Below are 21367 nucleotides of genomic sequence, written 5' to 3' on the forward strand. Positions count from 1 at the left end.
CCCTCAGAACAACGCCGCTAAGGGGCGCGGGGAACTGCGCGAGCAACCACAGACAACCGGCACCCGCGCAGCAACGATCACCCCACCGACGAGTAGGCGACAACTCCCCGCAGCAACAGATCAACAGCCTTACGCGCGTTCTTCACCACAGAAGACCCCTGCGGCGCCGCCGCCGCGATCTGCCCCAGCACATCGATGACCTGCTTGCACCACCGCACGAAGTCCCCCGCCGGCATCTCCGCCTCGCGCAGCACCTCGTCGAGCCCCGCCCCGGAGGCCCACATGTACGCGGCCCAGGCGAACCCCAGGTCCGGCTCACGCTGTCCGACACCCTCGGTCTGGGTGATCCGGAACTCCTCCTCCAGCGCGTCCAGCCGCCCCCAGATCCGCACCATCTCGCCCAGCGCGGCCTTGGCCTTCCCCGACGGCAGCTTCGGCGCCATCGCGTCGTCCGCCGCGCGCGCCTCGTACACCAACGCCGAGACACAGCCCGCCAGTTCGGCCGGACCGAGCCCCTCCCAGACGCCCTCGCGCAGGCACTCGCTGGCGAGCAGGTCCAGCTCGCCGTACAGCCGCGCGAGCCGCTTGCCGTGCTCGGTGACCTCGTCGGCACGCAGATAGTCGAGCTCGGTCAGCAGCGCGACGATGCGGTCGAACGTCCGCGCAATGGTGTTCGTACGACCCTCGATCCGCCGCTCGAGCTGCGAGGTGTCCCGCAGCAGCCGGTGGTAGCGCTCGGCCCAACGGGCGTGGTCCTCACGGTCGTCGCACCCGTGGCAGGGGTGTGCCCGCAGCTCGGTCCGCAGCCGGGCGATCTCGCGGTCGTCGGCCGCCTGGGAGCGCCGCTTGCGGTGCCGGTCGGCCTGGATGTGCCCGGCCTTGGTGCGCAGCGCGGACGCGAGGTCCCGACGGGACTGCGGGGAACGCGGGTTGAAGGACTTCGGGATCCGCATCCGCTCCAGCGGCTCGACCGGCACCGGGAAGTCCATGGACGCCAGCCGCTTGACCTGCCGCTCGGCGGTCAGCACCAGCGGGCGCGGCCCGTCGTGGTGCTCGAAGCCCCGGTGGCCGTTCGAACGGCCCGCGGGCAGCCCCGGGTCCAGCACCAGCGCCAGGCCCGCGTACTTGCCGGTGGGCACGTGGATCACGTCACCGGGCTTCAGCTTCTCCAGCGCGACGGCGGCCTCGGCGCGCCGCTGTGCCGCGCCCTGCCGGGCCAGGTCGTTCTCACGGTCCTTCAGCTCGCGGCGCAGTCGCGCGTACTCCTCGAAGTCCCCGAGGTGGCAGGTCATGGAGGACTTGTAGCCCTCAAGACCCTCCTCGTTGCGCTGCACCTGGCGGGAGATGCCGACGACCGACTTGTCCGCCTGGAACTGCGCGAAGGACGTCTCCAGCAGCTCCCGCGAACGGTGCCGGCCGAACTGCTCGACCAGGTTGACCGCCATGTTGTACGACGGCCTGAAGCTCGAGCGCAGCGGGTACGTGCGCGTGCCGGCCAGGCCCGCCAGGTGCTCCGGGCTGGAGCCGCGCTGCCACAGCACCACGGCGTGACCCTCGACGTCGATGCCGCGCCGCCCCGCACGCCCCGTCAACTGCGTGTACTCGCCCGGTGTGATGTCCGCGTGCTGCTCGCCGTTCCACTTGACGAGCTTCTCCAGCACCACCGAGCGGGCGGGCATGTTGATGCCGAGGGCGAGGGTCTCGGTCGCGAACACGGCCTTGACCAGGCCGCGTACGAACAGTTCCTCGACGACCTCCTTGAAGGTCGGCAGCATGCCCGCGTGGTGGGCGGCGATGCCGCGCTCCAGGCCCTCCAGCCACTCGTAGTAGCCGAGGACGTGCAGGTCCTCGGTCGGGATGGACGCCGTGCGCTCCTCGACGAGCGTGCGTACCCGCTCGCGTGACTCGTCGTCGTTGAGCCTGAGGCCCGCGTACAGGCACTGCTGGACGGCGGCCTCGCAGGCGGCGCGGCTGAAGATGAAGGTGATGGCGGGCAGCAGCCCCTCGGCGTCGAGCCGTTCGATGACCTCGGGCCGGCTCGGCGTCCACACCCGGGAGCGCTGTCTGCGGTCGCGCTCGCGGTCGGCCTCGCGCATGGACCGGCCACGCCGGCGGTCCTGGTACGACGGCCGGCTCGCCTCCATGCGCGCCATGCGCGTGAGGTCGGGGTTGACGGCCTTCTTGTGGCCCTCGCCCTCCTCGAACAGGTCGTACATCCGCCGCCCGGCGAGCACGTGCTGGAACAGCGGCACGGGCCGGTGCTCGGAGACGATCACCTCGGTGTCGCCGCGGACCGTGTCGAGCCAGTCGCCGAACTCCTCGGCGTTCGACACGGTCGCCGACAGCGACACGAGCGTGACCGACTCGGGAAGGTGAATGATCACTTCTTCCCAGACGGCGCCCCGGAACCGGTCGGAGAGGTAGTGCACCTCGTCCATCACCACATGGCCGAGGCCCAGGAGGGTCTGCGAACCGGCGTACAGCATGTTCCGCAGCACCTCGGTGGTCATCACGACCACCGGGGCGTCGGAGTTGACGCTGTTGTCGCCGGTGAGCAGGCCCACCTTGTCCGTGCCGTAGCGACGGCACAGGTCGGCGTACTTCTGGTTCGACAGCGCCTTGATGGGTGTCGTGTAGAAGCACTTCTTGCCCTGCTGGAGAGCGAGGTGGACGGCGAATTCGCCCACGATCGTCTTGCCCGAACCGGTGGGCGCGGCGACCAGGACGCCCTTCCCCGCCTCGAGCGCCTGGCAGGCCTCGATCTGGAAGGGGTCGAGGCCGAAGTCGTACATCTCGCGGAAGGAGGCGAGCGCGGTGGCCTGCTCGACAGCACGCTTGCGGGCTGCCGCGTACCGCTCGGCCGGTGAGAGGTCCTCTGTCATCGTGCTTTCGAGCGTACCGGGCCGCACTGACAACAGGACGATCATTATCCGGATCCATTCCTGTGAAACCGGGGATCGGCGCAGTTCAGGGGCCGACGACGCGCACGCCCCCGCGCACGCAGCGCGCGCTCAGCGGCAGCGGGCCGAGCGGCTCTCCGTCCGCGTACCCGGTGATCCCCTCGGCGGCGATCTCGACCCGGGCCGCGCGCAGCACGGTCACCGCCGGATGCCCGGCGTGGGTCCCCCGGTACACCCTCGGGAACACCCGCAGCAGTGTCGTACGGCTGCAGTCCCCGACCACGGTGATGTCGAACAGGCCGTCGGTGAGGTCGGCGCCGGGGCAGATCCGCATACCACCGCCGTACGACGCGCCGTTGCCGACGGCCACCAGGGTCGCCTCGACCTCACGGACCTCGCCGTCGTCGAGCCGGATCCGGTACGGGACGGGCCGGAAAGCGGCGAGTTCGGCGATCATCGCCAGGTCGTACTTGAACCGGCCGGCGGGCCACCGCATGCGGTTGCCGCGGTCGTTGACGCGGGAGTCGAAGCCGGAGGCGAGGACCGTGCCGAACCAGCGGTCGCCCACCTGACCGAGGTCGATGTCGTGGATCCGGCCGCACTTGAGGGCGTCGGCGATCATGCGGCCCGCGGCGGCCGGCTCGCGCACGGGCAGGCCGAGGGCGCGGGCGAAGTCGTTGCCGGTGCCGACGGCGACCAGGCCGAGCGGGGTGCTGGTGCCCGCGACCGCCCGCAGCGCCAGATTGGCCATGCCGTCACCGCCGACGGCTATCAGCGCTCCGGTACCGGCCTCGACGGCGGCACGCGCACGGACGAGGGCGTCCGCGGCGTCCTCGCCGAGCACCGTACGCACCGAGAAACCGGCCGCCCGCAAAGCGGAAGCGGCCGGCTGCGCCGCGCGGGCGCCCCGGCCGCGGCCCGCGGTGGGGTTGACGAAGAGGGTGATCTCGCTGGTCACGCGACCGACCCTACGAGCTGCCTGCCGATCTTCAGGTCACGTCGTCATAACCGTTGACCCGGTCCGAGCGGTCCGAACTCGCCTGCTCGGGCAGGGCGGCCCGGCCGGTGGTCACGGGTTCGATCTCGCCGATGTCGTCGGGCGTGAGGTCCAGCTCGGAAGCCTCGTCGTCGTCGGGGCCCAGGGCCTCACGACGGCTGCGACGGCGGTCGTTGAGCAGGGAGAAGCCGACGGCCGCGAAGTACAGGATCCAGATCGGCCCGGCGAGCATCAGCATCGTCAGCGGGTCGGTGCTGGGAGTGGCGATGGCCGCGAAGACCGTGATGCCCATGATCATGCCGCGCCACCAGCCGAGCATGCGCTTGCCGGTGAGTGCTCCGGTGAGATTGAGCATGACCAGCAGCAGGGGCAGCTCGAACGAGAGGCCGAAGACGAGCACCATCCGCATGACCAGGTCGAGCAGGTCGTCCAGCGGGAGGAGGTTGGACGTGCCGCCCGGGGTGAATTCGAGGAGCACCTTCGCCGTGGTGGGAAGCACCGTGTAGGCGAAGTAGGCGCCCATGATGAACAGCGGGGCGCCCGTGCCGACGAAGGCGTACGCGTACTTCCGCTCGTGCCGGTGCAGGCCCGGCGCGACGAAGGCCCAGAGCTGGTAGAGCCAGACCGGCGAGGCCAGCACGACACCGGCCATCAGGGACACCTTCAGCGCCAGTGTGAAGGGGGCGATCAGACCGTTGATGGTGATCTGCGCACACGGCTTGGAGGACGCCCGCGACCTGGCCAGTTCCTCGAAGGTCTTGTCACAGCCGACCGAGTCGAGGATCGGCTTGGTGATCAAGTTGATGATGTCGTTGTAGAAGAAGGCGGCGACAACCGTGATGACGACGATTGCCAGCATCGCCTTGGCGAGCCGGTTGCGGAGCTCGCGAAGGTGCTCCGCGAGGGGCATCCGCCCCTCGGGATCCCTTTCCTGCTTGCGGGCAGACTTCAGCAACCCACGTTCCCATCTCGTGCGGCGGGCCGGAGGTCACCGGCCCTGCTTCAGCGCTTGGTCGTGTCCGTGGGCTCGTTGACCGGACGCGAGCTGGTCACGTCACCGGGCGCTGCCTGGATGGTTCGCTGCGAGGGCTGCTCGTCGTTGTTGGGCGGGCCGGCCGGGGTCGTGGACGACTTGCTCTCGTCCTTCATCGCCTTGGCCTCGCTCTTGAGGATGCGGGCGGACTTGCCGAGCGACCGAGCCATGTCCGGAAGCTTCTTCGCGCCGAACAGCAGGATGATGACGACGAGGATGAGAATGATCTCGGGGGCTCCGAGCCTTCCGAACATAAGTCTTTACCTTCTCACCGAGGCGGCTGGGGTGGGGTACTGTCCGACCGGTCGGACATATGTCCGAACGATCGTGTTGACAGCGATCGTAACGCTCGGGGGTAAACGTGAGGCAATCCCTCTGCATCCCCTGTACGTACTCCCGTCCGCGGCCAGTGCCTCGTTAACCGGGCCGCGACCAGCAGAGTACCTGTCCGAACCACAGAGGTGACAGGGCGAAGTGGCCCAAAGCGCAACTCACAGCCGCCTGCCGAACGGCTCACAGGGCGTCCACGGACCGGGCCGCGCTCCCCGCGGCCCGCTCCAGGTCCTCGGCGGCCCGGTTGATACGGCGCGCGGAGTCCGTGACCTGCCTGCCCAGGCGCTGTGCCTCCACGAAGACCCGGACGGCGAGCACCCCGAGCACGGCGAGACCCACGAACCCCACGGCAACCGCGAACATCGGCCAGAACATGCCGTCGAGCCTAGACCCTCCAGGAAGGCCGGACGCCCAGACCCTCAGAGGGTCTGGGCAAGCCGCAGGGTCCGCACGCCGCCGCCGGTGAGCAGCTCCACGATCCGCTCCCCCGCGGGCTTGCGGACGGACGCGCCGCACTCCGGGCAGGTGAAGGAGTAGAAGGTGGTGCGGCTGGTGGCGCCGATGGCGAGGCGCAGGGCGCCCGCGGTGAGCTCGAAGCGCTCCCGGCAGTCCGGGCAGCCCGCCTTGAAGACCACCGGGGACACGCTCGCCATCCCGGCGAACGCGGACTCCACCGTCATGCTGCGCGCACCGGGCGTCGCCGACTCGCTCACAGGCCTCGCTCCTCTTCCTCGGGTCGTACGCCTGTGGGGCGCCCGGGTGACACCGGTGCGGGCCGGCTCACCACCGATGTCGGCCGGGTCGGTGCCCCGGCGCCTGCCCCACTCGGCCGTGGAAGCCGCGGGCACCCGCGCATCACTCGCGCCCGCCGTCCGGTCCGTCCGGGGCGGGGCGCACCGCGCTCACGCCGCGCGGCCCGCCGGCCCCGGCCGTCTCCACCGCGCCGTCCGTCCCGGCCTCCTCGATCCCGTCGTACGCCGTCAGCGCCTCGCGGGCCGCCTGCTGGGCACTGTCGGCGAGCTCCGGCGGCGAGACGATCCGGCCGTCCCGCCCGAGCCGCAGCGCCAGGCGGCGGAGCGACGCGGGGTCGGGCGTGCGCAGGGTGATCTTCAGGCCGCCGTCGGGCAGCTCGTCCGCGCTGTCGTGCGGGTAGTACTCCGCGACCCAGCGACCGCCGGGCCCGACCTCGACCACGACCTCCGGGTCCTCGGCCGCGGGCTGCACCAGCGCCTCCGACAGGTCCCGCAGCTCGATCTCCGGCGGCGCCGACGGCTCATCGAGGATCTTGATCTCGGCGACCCGGTCGAGCCGGAACGTGCGGCGCGCCTCGGAGCGCCGGCACCAGGCCTCGACGTAGGTGTGCCCGACGCTGACCAGGCGGATGGGGTCGATCTCCCGCTCGGTGACCTCGTCGCGCGCGGGCGAGTAGTAGCGGATCCACAGGCGGCGGCGCTCGGCGATGGCCCGGTCGACGTCCGCGAAGACTCCGCCCTCGGATTCGAAGGTCACCGACAGGCGCGAGCTGGCGCCCGCCATCTCTCCGGCCGCGGTCTCCACCTTGGCCGTCGCCCGCAGCAGCGCCTGGCGGTCACTCTCGCGCAGTCCGGGCAGCGTGGCCACGGCCCGGGCGGCGACGAGCAGGGCGGTGGCCTCGTCGGCGGCGAGCCGGAGCGGCTCGGCGGCTTCGTCCGCCAGGGCGGCCGAGTTGTGCCACCAGATGCGCTCGCCGTCGGTGTCGATGTCGAGCAGGTCGCCGCCGCGGAAGCTGGTGCCGCACATGGGCAGCACGTCGAGGTCGGAGACCAGCTCGTCCTCGGTGATGCCGAAGGCGCGCGCGACGTCCTCGACGCGGGCGCCGGGGCGCTCCTTCAGATACGTCACCAGCGAGAGCATCCGCCGGGTCTGGTCGATGGCGTTCACGGGCCTGACCGGTTTGCCTGCCACTGTTTCGTCCGCTCCCCCTCAGCCCTTGGCCACGGCCCGCAGCCGGTCCACCACGTCTGCCCGCAGCTCGGCGGGCTCCAGGACGACCACGTCCGGCCCGAACTCCACCAGCCAGGCGTCCAGCCCGTGGCCGTACGGAATCTCCAACTCGTCCCAGCCGTCGCCGAGTTCCCGTACGGCGGTGGCCTTCGCCCGAAGGGGGTACCCCGCGCCCGAGCGCAGCCGGATCCGGGCGGAGCGGTCGGCGATCTCCCCCGCCCAGCTCGCGACGGTCTCCCGGACGGTGACGACATCCGGCACGGGAGCGGTGTACCGGCCGCCGCGCGAGCGGACCTTGCCGGTGATCCGGGAGAGCCGGAAGACCCGCTCGGCGCCCCGGTCGCGGTCCCAGCCCGCGAGGTACCAGTGGCCGCGCCAGCACTCCAGCGCCCACGGCTCCACATGCCGCTGCTCGGGCTGGGCGGCGGTGGCCTTGCGGTAGTCGAAGACCACGGGGCGGCGGTCCCGGCAGGCGAGCATCAGCGGCTCGAACGCCGCCTCGTGCACGGGGATCCGCGGCTCCAGCGCGCCGTGCGGCCCATAGGGGTCGACGTCCTCGGGGAGGCCCGCCGCGCGCAGCTTCTGCAGGGCACCGCTGGCCGCGCCGGCGAGCCTGGCCTGCTGCCACACCTTGGCGGCGACCCCGAGGGCCGCGGCCTCCTCGGCGTCCAGGGTGATGGGCGGGAGGCGGTTGCTGTCGCGCCGGGCCAGGTAGCCGATCTCGCCTTCGAGGCTCTCGACAGTCTCGATGACCAGTCCGAGTTCGCGCAGGTCGTCCTTGTCGCGCTCGAACATGCGGTTGAAGGAGTCGTCGGAGCCGGTGGCGCCGTTCCCCGGTCCGAAGGCCTCGACGTATGCCTCGATGGAATCGCGCAGCTCACGCTTGCTGAGCGGCCGCCGCGTCCCGAGCAGACACAGCGCCAGGTTCATCAGTCGCTCAGCCTTGGCAATGGCCATCGACGCCCTTCGCCTCCCTATGGTGCTTACGATCGATGACCGTACCGCCCCGCGGTGGCCCGGCAAAGCCGAGGGCCCATGCCCGAACAGGCATGGGCCCCACGTGATCGAGTCTGTCCGAGCCTTGCTCAGACCCCGAGCAGGTCGACCACGAAGATCAGCGTCTCGCCGGGCTTGATCAGAGGGGTCGGGCTCTGGTTGCCGTAGGCGAGGTGCGCGGGGACGGTCAGCTGGCGGCGGCCGCCGACCTTCATGCCCTGCACGCCCTGGTCCCAGCCCTGGATGACCCGGCCGCCGCCCAGCGGGAAGCGGAACGGGGTGCCGCGGTTCCAGCTCGCGTCGAACTCCTCGCCCGTGCTGAAGGCGACTCCGACGTAGTGCACGGTGACGGTCTGGCCGGCCTGCGCGACCGGGCCGTCGCCTTCCCAGATGTCCTTGATCTCGAGGTCCGCCGGGGGCTCGCCGCCCGGGAAGTCGACCTCGGGCTTGTCGATGCTCACGTCTCTAGCTCCTGCTTGTCTGCGAAAAGGCGAACACGCACAGTCTTACATCCCCCGCACGTCAGAGCTTCGCGAGGATGTCCACCGAAAAGACCAGCGTGGAGTCCTTCTTGATGCCGCTGCCCTGCGGCGGCTTGTCGCCGTAGCCCAGCGCCGGCGGGATGACGATGAGGACCCGGCTGCCCACCTTCTTGCCGGTCAGGCCCTGCGCCCAGCCCTTGACGACCTGCTGGAGCGAGAACGACACGAGCTGCTTGTTGGCGTAAGACGAGTCGAACTCCTTGCCGCCGTCCCACAGCACGCCCTTGTACTGCACGAGGACGCTGTCGTCGGCGGCGACCTTCTCGCCGTCACCCTCCAGGACGTACTCCGCGACGAGCTTCTTCGGCGCGGTGGCCTTGGGCACCTCGATGGAGGGCGCCTTGCCGTCGGTGTTGGTGCCGACCTTGGGCAGGTCCGCGTCGTCCTGGGCTACCTTCTCGCCGTCCGCGGAGCTCTTGGAGTTGAACGTGTCCTGCACGTCGACGACGAAGACCAGCGTGTCGGTGCCCTTGATGCCGGCCTGCGGGTTGCCCTGCGAGCCGTAGCCCCAGGTGGGCGGGACGGCCATCTCGACACGGCTGCCGGCCTTCTTGCCGGCCAGCGCGTACCGCCAGCCGTCGATGATCTGGCCCTGGGCGAGCTGGATGGCCAGGCGGGTCTTGCGGTCGTAGGAGTTGTCGAAGACCTTGGCCGTGCTCCAGACCTGGCCCAGGTAGTTCGCGACGACGAAGTCGTTCTCCGCGACCGTCTTGCCGCTGCCCGTGATCAGCGTCTTCACCGCGAGCTGCTTCGACGGCTCTCCGCTGCCCTTGGCGATCGTCGGCTTCTCGTCGAACTTCGTGCCCGCGGTGACCGCCGGCAGCGGGCCGTCCACGATCTTCGGCGGCGGCGCCGCGGACGGGGCCGATGCCGAGGGCGAGGGCGAAGGGCTGTCGCTGGCCTTGCTCGAATCCGACTTGTCGTCGCCGCACGCGGCGAGTGTGGCCAGTCCTGCGGGTACAGAGATGAGAAGTGAGCGTCGGCGCACTGTGGGGGCCTCGTAATCGATCGATCTCGTTGATGGCGTGCGCGCAACTCTACGGCGTGAGCAGGGCGCCGTACTTGTAACGTACGGCGCCCGTGTGGCGTTCCGGCTAATTCCCCGCCGGCGCATTTCCTCACATTCCGGCGATCAGCTTCTCCACCCGGTCGTCCACCGAACGGAACGGGTCCTTGCACAAGACGGTCCGCTGAGCCTGGTCGTTGAGCTTGAGGTGAACCCAGTCGACCGTGAAGTCACGGCGCTGTTCCTGGGCGCGCCGGATGAAGTCGCCGCGCAGCCGGGCCCGAGTGGTCTGCGGCGGAACCGACTTGCCTTCGAAGATCTTCAAGTCGTTGCAGATGCGTGCTGCCTGGCCCTTCTTCTCGAGCAGGTAGTACAGGCCACGACGACGGTGGATGTCGTGGTAGGCGAGGTCTATCTGCGCGACCCGCGGGTGCGACATGGTCATGTTGTTCTTGCTGCGGTACCGCTCGATGAGCTTGTACTTCATGACCCAGTCGATCTCGGTGCCGATACGGTCGAGGTCCTCGGCCTCGATCGCGTCCAGCGTGCGGCCCCACAGCTCCAGGACCTGCTCGACGGTGCCGGTGCGGATGCCGCGGCGCTCGCAGAAGTCCACGGCCTTCTCGTAGTACTCGCGCTGCACCTCAAGGGCGGAGGCCTCGCGGCCGCTGGCCAGGCGCACCTTGCGCCGGCCGGTGATGTCGTGGCTGACCTCGCGGATCGCCCGGATCGGGTTCTCCAGGGTCAGGTCGCGCATCACGGTGCCCGCCTCGATCATGCGCAGCACCAGGTCGGTGGCGCCGACCTTGAGCAGCATGGTCGTCTCGGACATGTTCGAGTCGCCCACGATCACGTGCAGGCGGCGGTAGCGCTCGGCGTCCGCGTGCGGCTCGTCGCGCGTGTTGATGATCGGCCGGGAGCGGGTCGTCGCCGAGGAGACGCCCTCCCAGATGTGCTCGGCGCGCTGGCTGACGCAGTAGACGGCTCCGCGCGGCGTCTGCAGCACCTTGCCGGCACCGCACAGCAGCTGCCTCGTCACCAGAAACGGAATGAGAATGTCCGCGAGCCGGGAGAACTCCCCGTGCCGGGCGACCAGATAGTTCTCGTGGCAGCCGTAGGAGTTGCCCGCCGAATCGGTGTTGTTCTTGAAGAGGTAGACGTCGCCCGCGATTCCCTCCTCGTGCAGGCGTCGTTCGGCGTCCACCAGGAGTCCTTCGAGAATGCGCTCGCCCGCTTTGTCGTGGGTGACCAGTTCGGTCACGTTGTCACATTCCGGTGTGGCGTATTCCGGATGTGAGCCCACGTCGAGATAGAGGCGGGCGCCGTTTCGCAGAAAGACATTGCTGCTGCGGCCCCATGACACGACACGGCGGAAGAGGTACCGCGCCACCTCGTCAGGAGACAGGCGGCGCTGTCCCCTGAACGTGCACGTGACGCCGTACTCGTTCTCCAGCCCGAAAATGCGGCGGTCCATGAGGGAACATTACGCCCGATCCCCTGAACTGAAACGGGGTTCGGGGGCACGGTTTGGATCATTTTCCGAACCGGACACAACAACCGCTCCCCCGCCGGGAGCTGCGAGTACCCGTCCTGTGGCGGCCAAAACCAGCAGGGACACGCCACCCGCGGCACCCGGCACGGCGAAGCCCCACAGGGCCCCGCCCGCCTCTACGACGGGCCCCGCGACGCCCGCTCCGACCGAGTGGCCCACGGTGAACGTCGTCACCAGCCAGGAGAACGCCTCGGTGACCGTGCCGCGCGGGGCATGACGGTCGACCAGGACGAACGCGCAGGCGATGGCGGGCGCGAGGAAGACACCGGCGAGCGCGGTCAGCGCCACCATGGGCACCGCGTCCGGCATCAGAAGCAGCGGCAGGTAACACACCACCAGAAGGGCTACCAGCACCTGGAGTCGCCGCGCGGGCTCACCGGCCCACTGCCGGGCCCCGTAGAAGGTGCCGCCGACCAGCGCCCCGAATCCCAGGGCCGCCATCAGCCAGCCGTACACGGCGTCACCGCCGTGCGCGTCCGCGTAGGGCACCGAGGCGACCGTGATGGACCCGAGCGCCATCCCGATGAACAGGAACGCCGCCAGCAACGCCAGCAGCCCCGCCGAGCGCAGCGCGCCCAGCCAATGCGCCTCCCGCGGCGCCGACCGCCAAGCACGCGAGGGCGGCGAGACGACCACGGACAGCGCCCCCAGCACCCCGACCACGTTCAGCACGAGCAGCGCGACCTGGGCCGACCAGAGGGCCACGCACAGCGTCACGAGCAGCGGCCCGACGGTGAACATCACCTCCTGGGCCACGGCGTCCATGGCGTACGCCGTGTGCACCTGGTCCTCCCTCCGGAGGACCGAGGACCACAGGGCCCGCAGCCCGCCCTCCAGGGGCGGCGTGAAGAGCCCCGCCGCCGCGACGGCACCGTACGCGACCGGCAGCGACCCGATCCCGGCGAAGGCGAACGCGGCCATCGCGAGCCCCGACAGAACAGCCGCCGGCAACTGCACGCGTGGCTGCCCCCGCAGATCCACGAGCCTGCCCAGCACCGGCTGCCCCACGGCGTTGGCGACGCCGTACACACCCGCCAGCGCCCCCGCCAGGCTGTACGACCCACCCTCCGCCCGCACGAACAGCAGGATCGCGATGGCACCGGTGGCATTGGGCAGCCGGCCCACGAGCGTGCCGACGAGCAGCCGGGCGGCGTGTCGCGCCCGAAGGATCTCCAGGTATCCCGTAGCCATGTCCCCGCCCTAGGTTTTACGTATAACGTCAATGTTTCATACGTACCATGTCCGCTGTTCAACAGTCCAGACGAAGGAGCGGCCCGACGGTGGCACGAGGCAGCACACGCCCCACGAGCCGGGACGTCGCCCAGGCCGCCGGCGTCTCCCAGGCGGCGGTCTCCCTGGTCCTGGGCGACAAGTGGCGCGGCCGCGTCTCGGAGGCCACCGCCGAACGGGTCCGTGAGGCCGCCCGCGATCTGGGCTACCGCCCGAACCTCGCCGCCCGCAATCTGCGCCTGGGCCGCACCCGCACGGTCCTCCTGGTGGTCCCGGCCCTCACCACGGAGTTCTTCGCGGGCGTCTACACGGGCGCCGCCCGCGTCGCCGCCGAGCACGGATTCGGCGTCGTCCTCTACCCCTCCCCCGAGGGCGTCGGCCCGGCCCGCGACCCCTTCGCCTCCGCCCAGGCCGCCCTGGACGGCGTGATCGCCTCCTCCATGGCCGCCGACGCGCTCACCGCGATCCGCGGGGACCAGTTGCCCCTGGTGATGCTGGACAGCGATCCGGAGGGGAGCCTGGGTGCGGCGACCGTGAACCTGGACATCGCCGACGGTGTCCGCCAGGTCGCGGAACACCTGCTGTCCCTGGGCCACCGCCGCTTCCTCCATCTGGCCGCAGACGTGCCCTCCTGGACCTTCGAGGTTCGAGCCCGGGAACTGGCGAGCCGGCTGAGCGAAGTCCCCGGTACGGCGGTGCGCACGACCCGCGCGCCGATCTCCATCGACGGCGCCGTCACAGCCACCGAGGCCGCCCTCTCGCTCCCCGGGCCGCGCCCCACCGCCCTGGTGTGCGACGACGACAAACTGGCCGCAGGTGCGTACAAGGCGGTTCGCCGCCTGGGTCTGCGCGTCCCGGACGACGTCTCGGTCACCGGCCTGGACGATCTGGCCCTGGCCACGGCGATCGACCCGGAACTGACGACGGTCCGCCTGGACGCGGAGCTCTTCGGGGAACGGGGCATGCGGGCCCTCCTGGCCGTCATGGAGGGCCGCGCACCCGAGGGCGGGGACATCCCGGTCCAGCTCGTAGTACGGGCCTCCACGGCACCGCCCGGGCTGCCGTAGCCGCACGGCGTCGTTGCTGAGGTCGGGTGGGTCCGCAGCCCGGCGTAGCGGGGTGCCGCTGCGCCCACCCGTGCCGCCCCCAGCGGCACGCATGCCCGCAGCTCAGCGGACCCGCACCCGCGCACGGCGAGAAGGGGCCGTGTCGGGGGGTGTCCGCCCGCAGAGGTTGGCGCGTCAACGAACAGTCAATTGGTACGCAACCCCATCGCGCCGTTCCGAGGACGGACACCCCCCGACACGGCCCCGACCCACCACCACCGCGCAGGCACGACGCACGCCCCGGCCGCAACAGCAACCAGGACGCGCGACGTGACGATCGAGCCGAGCTACGAGCTACTCGGCGTCCTCGGACTCCGAGTCCTCCGAGTCCTCCGCGCCCCCGTCTCCCTCCGCCCCCAACAGCCGAGACAGCTGACGCCCACCGATCCGCTTGAACTTGCGCTTCTGCGGCCGCGTACGGTCCAGCACCGCCACTTCCAGCCGCTCCGCGGGAATCTCCCGCTCACTGCCGTTGGTGTCGCGCGACAGCGCCTGCACCGCCAGCTTCAGGGCCTCGGCCAGCGTCATACCGTCCTGGTGGCGCTGGTCCAGGTAGCTGCTGATCTGCTCCGCATTGCCCCCCACCGCGACCGAGCCGTGCTCGTCCACGATCGAGCCGTCGTGCGGGAGACGGTAGAGCTGGTCACCTTCCGGGCTCTCCCCCACCTCGGCGACCACCAGCTCCACCTCGTACGGCTTCTCGGCCGCGGAGGAGAAGATCGTGCCCAAGGTCTGCGCGTAGACGTTGGCCAGGCCACGGGCCGTCACGTCATCGCGGTCGTAGGTGTAACCCCGCAGGTCGGCGTACCGCACCCCACCGATCCGCAGGTTCTCGTACTCGTTGTACTTGCCGGCGGCCGCGAAGCCGATCCGGTCGTAGATCTCGCTGAACTTGTGCAGCGCACGGGACGGGTTCTCGCCGACGAACACGATGCCGTCGGCAAACTGCAGCACGACCAGGCTGCGGCCACGGGCGATGCCCTTGCGGGCGTACTCCGCCCGGTCGGCCATCTGCTGCTGGGGTGAAACATAGAACGGCGTCGACACCGGTTATCCGTCCCTTTCTGTGGAAGTCACTGGATCACCTTGGCAAGAAACGGCCGCTGCCTAGAGCAGCGCGGCCCGCGGGCCGTCCGGCTGTTCCAGGCGCCGCGCCAGGATCGAGCGGGCGATCTCGGAGGATTCCTCCTCGTCGAGCCGGCGGAAGCCGTCCTCGGTGATCACGGTGACGATCGGGTAGATCCGGCGGGCGACGTCGGGACCGCCTGTCGCAGAGTCGTCGTCGGCCGCGTCGTACAGGGCCTGGACCACCAGGGTCGTGGCCTCTTCCTCGCTCAGGTCGTCACGGAAGAGCTTCTTCATGGCGCCACGCGCGAAGATCGAGCCCGAGCCGGTGGCCGCGAAGTTCGTCTCCTCGGAGCGGCCGCCCGTCACGTCGTAGGAGAAGATCCGGCCCCTGTCGCGGCCCATGTCGTACCCCGCGAACAGCGGCACCACGGCCAGGCCCTGCATGGCCATGCCGAGGTTGGAGCGGATCATCGTCGACAGCCGGTTCGCCTTGCCCTCCAGGGAGAGCTGCGCGCCCTCGACCTTCTCGAAGTGCTCCAGCTCGAGCTGGAACAGCTTCACCATCTCCACGGCCAGACCCGCCGTACCGGCGATGCCCACCGCGGAGTACTCGTCGGCCGGGAAAACCTTCTCGATGTCCCGCTGCGCGATGACGTTGCCCATCGTCGCCCGGCGGTCACCGGCCAGCACGACGCCCCCGGGGAACGTCACGGCGACGATGGTGGTCCCGTGCGGTGCCTCGATCACGCCCTGGGTGGGAGGCAGTTGCCGGTTGCCGGGCAGGATCTCCGGCTGGTGCTCGGACAGGAAGTCCATGAAGGAGGAAGACCCTGGCGTCAGGAAGGCAGCTGGTAGACGCCCGGTGCTACGAGTGTTGGCTTCCACGCGATTCCTTCCACGTATGCGACAGCCCGCCCTGTGACGTCGGGCCGATCCTTGGAACAACCCCGGTCCGGTTGCGACCGGGGGCACGGTATGCCTCGGACCCTACCCGTCCTTCGGCGGTGATCCACATGTCCGGCGGGACCAACTCCACCGGAACGACGCCGCACTTGCCGGCCACGCACGACCGGCGGGGGCCACCCGGGCTCCGGACGCCACCGACGCCCGGAGCGCCGCACACGAGGGCATCACGTCACGCACTGCCCCGCGCACAGCGCTCCGCGCTCCGCCCGTCCGTCACCCAGACCCGCTCACCTTCGGAATGAAGGCAAAGGCGCCTTACTGGCCACCCTTTTGAACGAAGGAGCGCACGAAGTCCTCGGCGTTCTCCTCGAGGACGTCGTCGATCTCGTCCAGAACCGAGTCCACGTCGTCGCTCAGCTTCTCCTGACGCTCCTTGAGGTCCTCCGAAGCCTGCGTCTCCGCCGCCTGCTCCTCGACCTCCTCGGTAGACCGGGTGGCCTTCTGCTGTCCGCCGCCGGTGTCCTTGGTCGCCATATCCCTCACCCCGCTCGGTTCGCCCGACACAGTTGCTCGGTCAAGATCAGACCCTACTCGCCTGGTCTGACAATGGCCCCGCAGTTGCTCCAACGTACGGGGACCACCTCGATGATTCCCGGACCTGGGATTTTCCACCCTGTCCGGCCGTCTCCTCCCGGGTACCCACGGAACGCGATCATCCGCCGGACAGGACCCTGACCAGGTCTTCCGCCGTGCGGCAGCGGTCCAGGAGCTCCTTGACGTGATTACGCGTTCCGCGAAGCGGTTCCAGGGTTGGAACCCGCTGCAGGGAGTCGCGGCCCGGCAGGTCGAAGATCACCGAGTCCCAGGAGGCCGCCGCGACGTCGTCCGCGTACTGCTCCAGGCAGCGACCGCGGAAGTACGCGCGCGTGTCCTCAGGCGGCGCCGTACGAGCCCGCTCGATGTCCGCCTCGGTCAGCAGCCGCTTCATGCGCCCGCGGGCCACCAGACGGTTGTACAGGCCCTTCTCGGGCCGCACGTCGGCGTACTGGAGGTCGACCAGATGCAGCCGAGCCGCGTCCCAGTCGAGGCTGTCCCGGCGCCGGTAGCCCTCCATGAGCTCCCGCTTGGCGACCCAGTCCAGCTCGCCGGCCAGGCTCATCGGGTCGTGCTCCAGTCGGGTGAGGGTGTCCTCCCACCGCGACAGGACATCCTTGGTCTGGTCGTCGGCGTCGGCCCCGAACCGCTCCTCCACGTACTTGCGGGCGAGCTCGTAGTACTCCATCTGGAGCTGGACCGCGGTGAGCGTCCGGCCGCTACGGAGTGTGACCAGGCGCTTGAGCGACGGGTCGTGCGAGACCTGGTGCAGCGTGCGAACCGGCTGGTCGACGGCCAGGTCCACCGCGATGAAGCCGTCCTCGATCATCGACAGGACGAGAGCCGTCGTACCCAGCTTCAGATACGTCGAGATCTCCGACAGGTTCGCGTCGCCGATGATCACATGCAGGCGGCGGTACTTCTCGGCGTCCGCGTGCGGCTCGTCGCGGGTGTTGATGATCGGGCGCTTGAGCGTCGTCTCGAGACCGACCTCCACCTCGAAGTAGTCGGCCCGCTGACTGAGCTGGAAGCCGTGCTCGTGCCCGTCCTGGCCGATGCCGACGCGGCCCGCCCCGGTGAAGACCTGGCGGGAGACGAAGAACGGCGTCAGATGGCGCACGATGTCCGAGAAGGGGGTCTCCCGCTTCATCAGGTAGTTCTCGTGCGTGCCGTAGGACGCGCCCTTGTTGTCGGTGTTGTTCTTGTACAGGTGGATCGGCTGGGCACCGGGCAGCTGCGCGGCCCGCTCCGCGGCCTCGGCCATGATCCGCTCGCCGGCCTTGTCCCAGAGGACGGCGTCCCGGGGATTGGTCACTTCGGGGGCGCTGTACTCGGGGTGCGCGTGGTCGACGTAGAGCCGTGCACCGTTGGTGAGGATCACATTGGCCAGGCCGATGTCCTCGTCGGTGAGCTGGCTGGAGTCGGCGGCCTCGCGGGCGAGGTCGAAGCCTCGCGCGTCCCGCAGCGGGTTCTCCTCCTCGAAGTCCCAGCGAGCCCGGCGGGCCCGGTGCATCGCAGCCGCGTAGGCGTTCACGATCTGGGACGAGGTGAGCATGGCATTGGCGTTGGGGTGGCCGGGGACGGAGATCCCGTACTCCGTCTCGATGCCCATTACTCGCCGTACGGTCATGCGGCCCTCCTTGCCCGGCGGCACCCTCGGTCGTGGGCGCCACTCAGATACCGCTGGCGCTCGGTTGCGTGTGCGGTGCCCGTCCCCGCACTGCGCGACTCGGCGGTACGGAAGAGCCTAGAACGCCTTTGCGCTGGTGGGGAGATCATTTGCGTCATTGCGTTGCTCCAGCCGTGGCCTGAAAAACAGTCGGCTGCGGGTACCCGCCGAGGGCACCCGCAGCCGCCCTGCCTTTTACAGGTACTGACCGGTGTTCGCCACCGTGTCGATGGAGCGTCCGGTGTCCGCGCCCTGCTTTCCGGTGATGAGCGTACGGATGTACACGATCCGCTCGCCCTTCTTTCCGGAGATCCGGGCCCAGTCGTCCGGGTTGGTGGTGTTCGGCAGGTCCTCGTTCTCCTTGAACTCGTCCACGCAGGCCTGGAGGAGGTGGGAGACCCTGAGACCCTTCTGGTTCTTCTCGAGGAAGTCCTTGATCGCCGACTTCTTGGCGCGGCCGACGATGTTCTCGATCATGGCGCCGGAATTGAAGTCCTTGAAGTAGAGGACTTCCTTGTCACCATTGGCGTAGGTGACCTCCAGGAAGCGGTTCTCCTCGGACTCGGCGTACATCTGTTCGACGGCCGTCTGGATCATGCTCTGGACCGTGGAGGCCTTGGAGCCACTGTGCTCGGCGACGTCGTCGCCGTGCAGCGGGAGGCGCTCGGTGAGGTACTTGCCGAAGATGTCCTTGGCCGCCTCGGCGTCCGGGCGCTCGATCTTGATCTTCACGTCCAGCCGGCCGGGCCGCAGGATGGCGGGGTCGATCATGTCCTCACGGTTGGAGGCGCCGATCACGACCACGTTCTGCAGGCCCTCCACACCGTCGATCTCGGCGAGCAGCTGCGGGACGATGGTGTTCTCCACGTCCGAGCTGACACCGGAGCCACGGGTGCGGAAGAGCGACTCCATCTCGTCGAAGAAGACGATGACGGGGGTGCCCTCGCTGGCCTTCTCACGGGCCCGCTGGAAGACGAGGCGGATCTGCCGCTCCGTCTCACCGACGTACTTGTTCAGGAGCTCGGGGCCCTTGATGTTGAGGAAGAAGCTCTTGCCCGCGGCCTGGCCGGTCACCTCGGCGACCTTCTTGGCCAGCGAGTTGGCCACGGCCTTGGCGATCAGGGTCTTTCCGCAGCCAGGGGGCCCGTACAGCAGGACACCCTTCGGCGGCCGCAGTTCGTGCTCCTTGAACAGGTCCGGGTAGAGATACGGGAGCTCGACCGCGTCGCGGATGGCCTCGATCTGGCCGCCGAGACCGCCGATCTGCTCGTAGCCGATGTCGGGGACCTCTTCGAGGACGAGCTCCTCGACCTCGCTCTTCGGCACGACCTCGTAGACGTAGCCGGAGCGCGGTTCGAGCAGGAGGGCGTCGCCGGGGCGGATGGTCACGTCCAGCAGCGGCTCGGCGAGCCGCACCACCCGCTCCTCGTCGGTGTGCCCGAGCACCAGGGCCCGCTCGCCGTCCTCGAGGATCTCCTTGAGGGTGACGATGTCTCCGACGCTCTCGTACTCCATGGCCTCGACCACGTTGAGCGCTTCGTTGAGCATCAATTCCTGGCCGCGCCGGAGCTCGTCGAGCTCGACGCTGGGGCTGACGTTCACCCTGAGCTTGCGGCCGCCGGTGAAGATGTCGGCGGTGCCGTCCTCGTTAGCCTGCAGGAAGACCCCGAAGCCGGCCGGCGGCTGCGCGAGCCGGTCGACCTCCTCCTTGAGGGCCACAATCTGGTCACGGGCCTCACGGAGCGTGTTGGCGAGTCGCTCGTTCTGCGCGGACACGCCGGCCAGATTGGTCTGCAGCTCGACGATCCGCTCTTCGAGAATCCTCGTGTGTCGCGGAGAGTCGGCGAGCTTACGTCGCAGGACGGCGATCTCCTGCTCAAGGTAGGCGATCTGCCCGGCCGGGTCGTCGGACCCGCGTCCCGGGCGGATGCCGCGGTTCATGTCGTCGTCGTGGGCTGCCACGGTCCTCACCTCCTCCAAGGGGAGCTGGACGCTTCCAGACCCTACCTGGGCGGGTGTCGATTGAAACCCCTAGATCACAAAGACGGTCGGGGTGTGTCCGATCTTCACCCTTGCGCTCTCCCTCACGCCAGGGGAATACCCACCGAACATGAATGGAACCCAGCCGGAGGTAGGGTCGAAGCGTTCAACACCCGTCAGAGCTGGCCGGATTCCCGATACGGCTCGACGCATGAAACGGCAGGAGACATGAGCGTGCAGCAGGAGGCCGAGGTCGACGGCGAGGCTCTGGAGGTCTGGATCGACCAGGACCTGTGTACCGGCGACGGCATCTGCGCCCAGTACGCGCCCGAGGTGTTCGAGCTGGACATCGACGGTCTGGCCTATGTGAAGAGCGCCGACGACGAGTTGCTCCAGGACAAGGGCGCCACAACGCCCGTACCGCTGCCGCTTCTCACGGATGTGGTCGACTCCGCGAAGGAGTGTCCGGGCGACTGCATCCACGTGCGTCGAGTTTCGGACAGGGCCGAGGTCTACGGGCCGGACGCGGAGTGACTACTTCCGTACACTCCGTCACTACTGTCTGATATCTCACACGCGGGGGCGCATATGCCTCACACGCTGTGGGCGCCGGACGGTGTCGAGCGGACGAACGCGCCGTTCTGCCAACGCCATTTCACGTCGCTCTTCACGTCGGGGCAGCAACGCGGCACGTCGGCCGACGAGTAGCCGAAGAGTGTGGCCGTGACAGCGCCCTGACGTACCGCGAAGTCACTGACGGTGTTGCCGTCCTTGGGGTCGAGCAGGGTCGCCACCACGCGCGGCTTGCCGCCGTCGCCGTCCCGGGTGAGGACGTAGACGCCGTCCGGCGGGGTGCCCATCGGGGAGTCGCAGTGGACCACGGCCACCGTCTCGGGGGAGCCGTCGCCGTCGAGGTCGCCGGAAGCCCGCTTCTTCACCACGGCCTTCACCGGGCCGCACTCGATCGGGAACGTCACCCCGGCCGGGTCGGGCGGAGCGAGGGCCGCCGGAGCGCTTCTGGTCTCGGGGGCGGCCGCCTGGGCCGCTGTCGCCGCACCCGGCTGCAGGAACGAGGAGAGGGCCACGACGCCGGCGACGGCCGTGGCGGTGGCGAGCCAGTGGATGGGGCGGGTGTGGGTGTGGGCGAGCTCCGGGACGGCGGAAGGCTGCACTAGGAGTGTCTCCTGAGGGCTGTGCCGGTGGGATGGCCAAGGGGGGTGGCCAAGATGGTGCCACACGTCACACCACGTGGGAACGGCGGGGTGTGCACGTCCTGTGCCGGGGAAGTCAGAAGAGTTACGGTTCCTGCCGCTGTGTCAGCAGACCTGCCGCGGCACGGGCCGCCGCCGCCGCGCATCGCGTCGGCGGGACGGGCCGCGGTCGTGATCTGTCAGGTCAATCAGTGGGCGCCGTGGTTCACCCGCGGTGGCCGTCAAGGACAACAGAAAGGCGCCGTGGCGGAGTTCCCGGAG

20 protein-coding genes are annotated in these 21367 nt (G+C 69.5%); 2 read left to right on the plus strand and 18 right to left on the minus strand.

Features of this window, described 5'->3' with window-relative positions; all coding sequences use genetic code 11:
* Positions 1-77: 77 nt before the first annotated feature.
* From ACFTZL_RS19310 to ACFTZL_RS19365, 12 genes are all read right to left on the minus strand, one after another.
* Entirely contained in the window at positions 78-2927 is a 2850-nt protein-coding gene (locus tag ACFTZL_RS19310) for a DEAD/DEAH box helicase (protein ID WP_382583977.1), read from the minus strand.
* 40 nt (positions 2928-2967) lie between these two features.
* A complete protein-coding gene (locus ACFTZL_RS19315) occupies positions 2968-3858 on the minus strand; it encodes a diacylglycerol kinase (RefSeq protein WP_382583980.1) in 891 nt (296 codons plus the stop codon).
* A gap of 31 nt (positions 3859-3889) precedes the next feature.
* Entirely contained in the window at positions 3890-4852 is a 963-nt protein-coding gene (tatC, locus tag ACFTZL_RS19320; protein ID WP_382583983.1) for a twin-arginine translocase subunit TatC, read from the minus strand.
* Between the two features lie 47 nt (positions 4853-4899).
* Positions 4900-5184, minus strand: a complete 285-nt coding sequence (gene tatA / locus ACFTZL_RS19325; RefSeq protein ID WP_184597412.1) for a Sec-independent protein translocase subunit TatA — start codon at positions 5182-5184, stop codon at positions 4900-4902.
* 259 nt (positions 5185-5443) lie between these two features.
* Positions 5444-5638: a hypothetical protein gene (locus ACFTZL_RS19330; RefSeq protein ID WP_184597413.1), complete on the minus strand. Its 195-nt coding sequence runs from the start codon at positions 5636-5638 to the stop codon at positions 5444-5446.
* A gap of 44 nt (positions 5639-5682) precedes the next feature.
* Entirely contained in the window at positions 5683-5976 is a 294-nt protein-coding gene (locus ACFTZL_RS19335) for a hypothetical protein (protein WP_382583988.1), read from the minus strand.
* Between the two features lie 142 nt (positions 5977-6118).
* Positions 6119-7207 (minus strand): helix-turn-helix transcriptional regulator, encoded by a 1089-nt coding sequence (locus tag ACFTZL_RS19340; protein ID WP_382583991.1) that lies wholly within the window; start codon positions 7205-7207, stop codon positions 6119-6121.
* 18 nt (positions 7208-7225) lie between these two features.
* A complete protein-coding gene (locus tag ACFTZL_RS19345) occupies positions 7226-8203 on the minus strand; it encodes a helix-turn-helix transcriptional regulator (RefSeq protein WP_382583994.1) in 978 nt (325 codons plus the stop codon).
* Between the two features lie 128 nt (positions 8204-8331).
* Positions 8332-8703 (minus strand): FKBP-type peptidyl-prolyl cis-trans isomerase, encoded by a 372-nt coding sequence (locus tag ACFTZL_RS19350; RefSeq protein ID WP_189726573.1) that lies wholly within the window; start codon positions 8701-8703, stop codon positions 8332-8334.
* 61 nt (positions 8704-8764) lie between these two features.
* Positions 8765-9772 carry an FKBP-type peptidyl-prolyl cis-trans isomerase gene (locus tag ACFTZL_RS19355; protein WP_382583997.1) on the minus strand — a complete coding sequence of 336 codons (1008 nt, stop codon included), beginning with the start codon at positions 9770-9772 and terminating at the stop codon, positions 8765-8767.
* Positions 9773-9902: 130 nt separating this feature from the next.
* Positions 9903-11264 (minus strand): Pup--protein ligase, encoded by a 1362-nt coding sequence (pafA, locus tag ACFTZL_RS19360; protein WP_184597419.1) that lies wholly within the window; start codon positions 11262-11264, stop codon positions 9903-9905.
* A 9-nt stretch (positions 11265-11273) separates the two neighbouring features.
* Positions 11274-12533, minus strand: coding sequence for an MFS transporter (locus ACFTZL_RS19365; protein ID WP_382583999.1), 1260 nt, complete (start codon positions 12531-12533; stop codon positions 11274-11276).
* Positions 12534-12622: 89 nt separating this feature from the next.
* On the opposite strand from ACFTZL_RS19365, the gene ACFTZL_RS19370 reads away from it, so the two are divergent.
* On the plus strand, positions 12623-13639 hold the full coding sequence (locus tag ACFTZL_RS19370) for a LacI family DNA-binding transcriptional regulator (protein ID WP_382584001.1): 1017 nt from the start codon (positions 12623-12625) through the stop codon (positions 13637-13639).
* 333 nt (positions 13640-13972) lie between these two features.
* Here the strand turns inward: ACFTZL_RS19370 and prcA are convergent, their stop codons facing one another.
* The 5 genes from prcA to arc all read right to left on the minus strand — a co-directional run bounded on the left by prcA (position 13973) and on the right by arc (position 19877).
* Complete coding sequence (prcA, locus tag ACFTZL_RS19375) at positions 13973-14725, minus strand: proteasome subunit alpha (protein ID WP_382584004.1); 753 nt, start codon at positions 14723-14725, stop codon at positions 13973-13975.
* A 60-nt stretch (positions 14726-14785) separates the two neighbouring features.
* Complete coding sequence (prcB, locus tag ACFTZL_RS19380; protein ID WP_382584007.1) at positions 14786-15631, minus strand: proteasome subunit beta; 846 nt, start codon at positions 15629-15631, stop codon at positions 14786-14788.
* A gap of 336 nt (positions 15632-15967) precedes the next feature.
* The gene (locus tag ACFTZL_RS19385) at positions 15968-16186 is read right to left on the minus strand and encodes a ubiquitin-like protein Pup (RefSeq protein WP_019757212.1); all 219 of its coding nucleotides are present in this window, start codon (positions 16184-16186) and stop codon (positions 15968-15970) included.
* A 178-nt stretch (positions 16187-16364) separates the two neighbouring features.
* Positions 16365-17876, minus strand: coding sequence for a depupylase/deamidase Dop (dop, locus tag ACFTZL_RS19390; protein ID WP_344985039.1), 1512 nt, complete (start codon positions 17874-17876; stop codon positions 16365-16367).
* Between the two features lie 234 nt (positions 17877-18110).
* Positions 18111-19877 (minus strand): proteasome ATPase, encoded by a 1767-nt coding sequence (gene arc / locus ACFTZL_RS19395; RefSeq protein WP_215122496.1) that lies wholly within the window; start codon positions 19875-19877, stop codon positions 18111-18113.
* Between the two features lie 246 nt (positions 19878-20123).
* Here arc and ACFTZL_RS19400 point away from each other — a divergent pair, with 246 nt between their 5' ends.
* Positions 20124-20429 carry a ferredoxin gene (locus tag ACFTZL_RS19400; RefSeq protein WP_382584011.1) on the plus strand — a complete coding sequence of 102 codons (306 nt, stop codon included), beginning with the start codon at positions 20124-20126 and terminating at the stop codon, positions 20427-20429.
* A 59-nt stretch (positions 20430-20488) separates the two neighbouring features.
* On the opposite strand, the gene ACFTZL_RS19405 is transcribed toward ACFTZL_RS19400, so the two are convergent.
* Entirely contained in the window at positions 20489-21067 is a 579-nt protein-coding gene (locus tag ACFTZL_RS19405; protein ID WP_382584013.1) for a hypothetical protein, read from the minus strand.
* Positions 21068-21367: the final 300 nt, after the last annotated feature.

Origin of the sequence: Streptomyces sp. NPDC056948, assembly GCF_042674225.1 — a bacterium.
Lineage (GTDB): Bacteria > Actinomycetota > Actinomycetes > Streptomycetales > Streptomycetaceae > Streptomyces > Streptomyces purpurascens.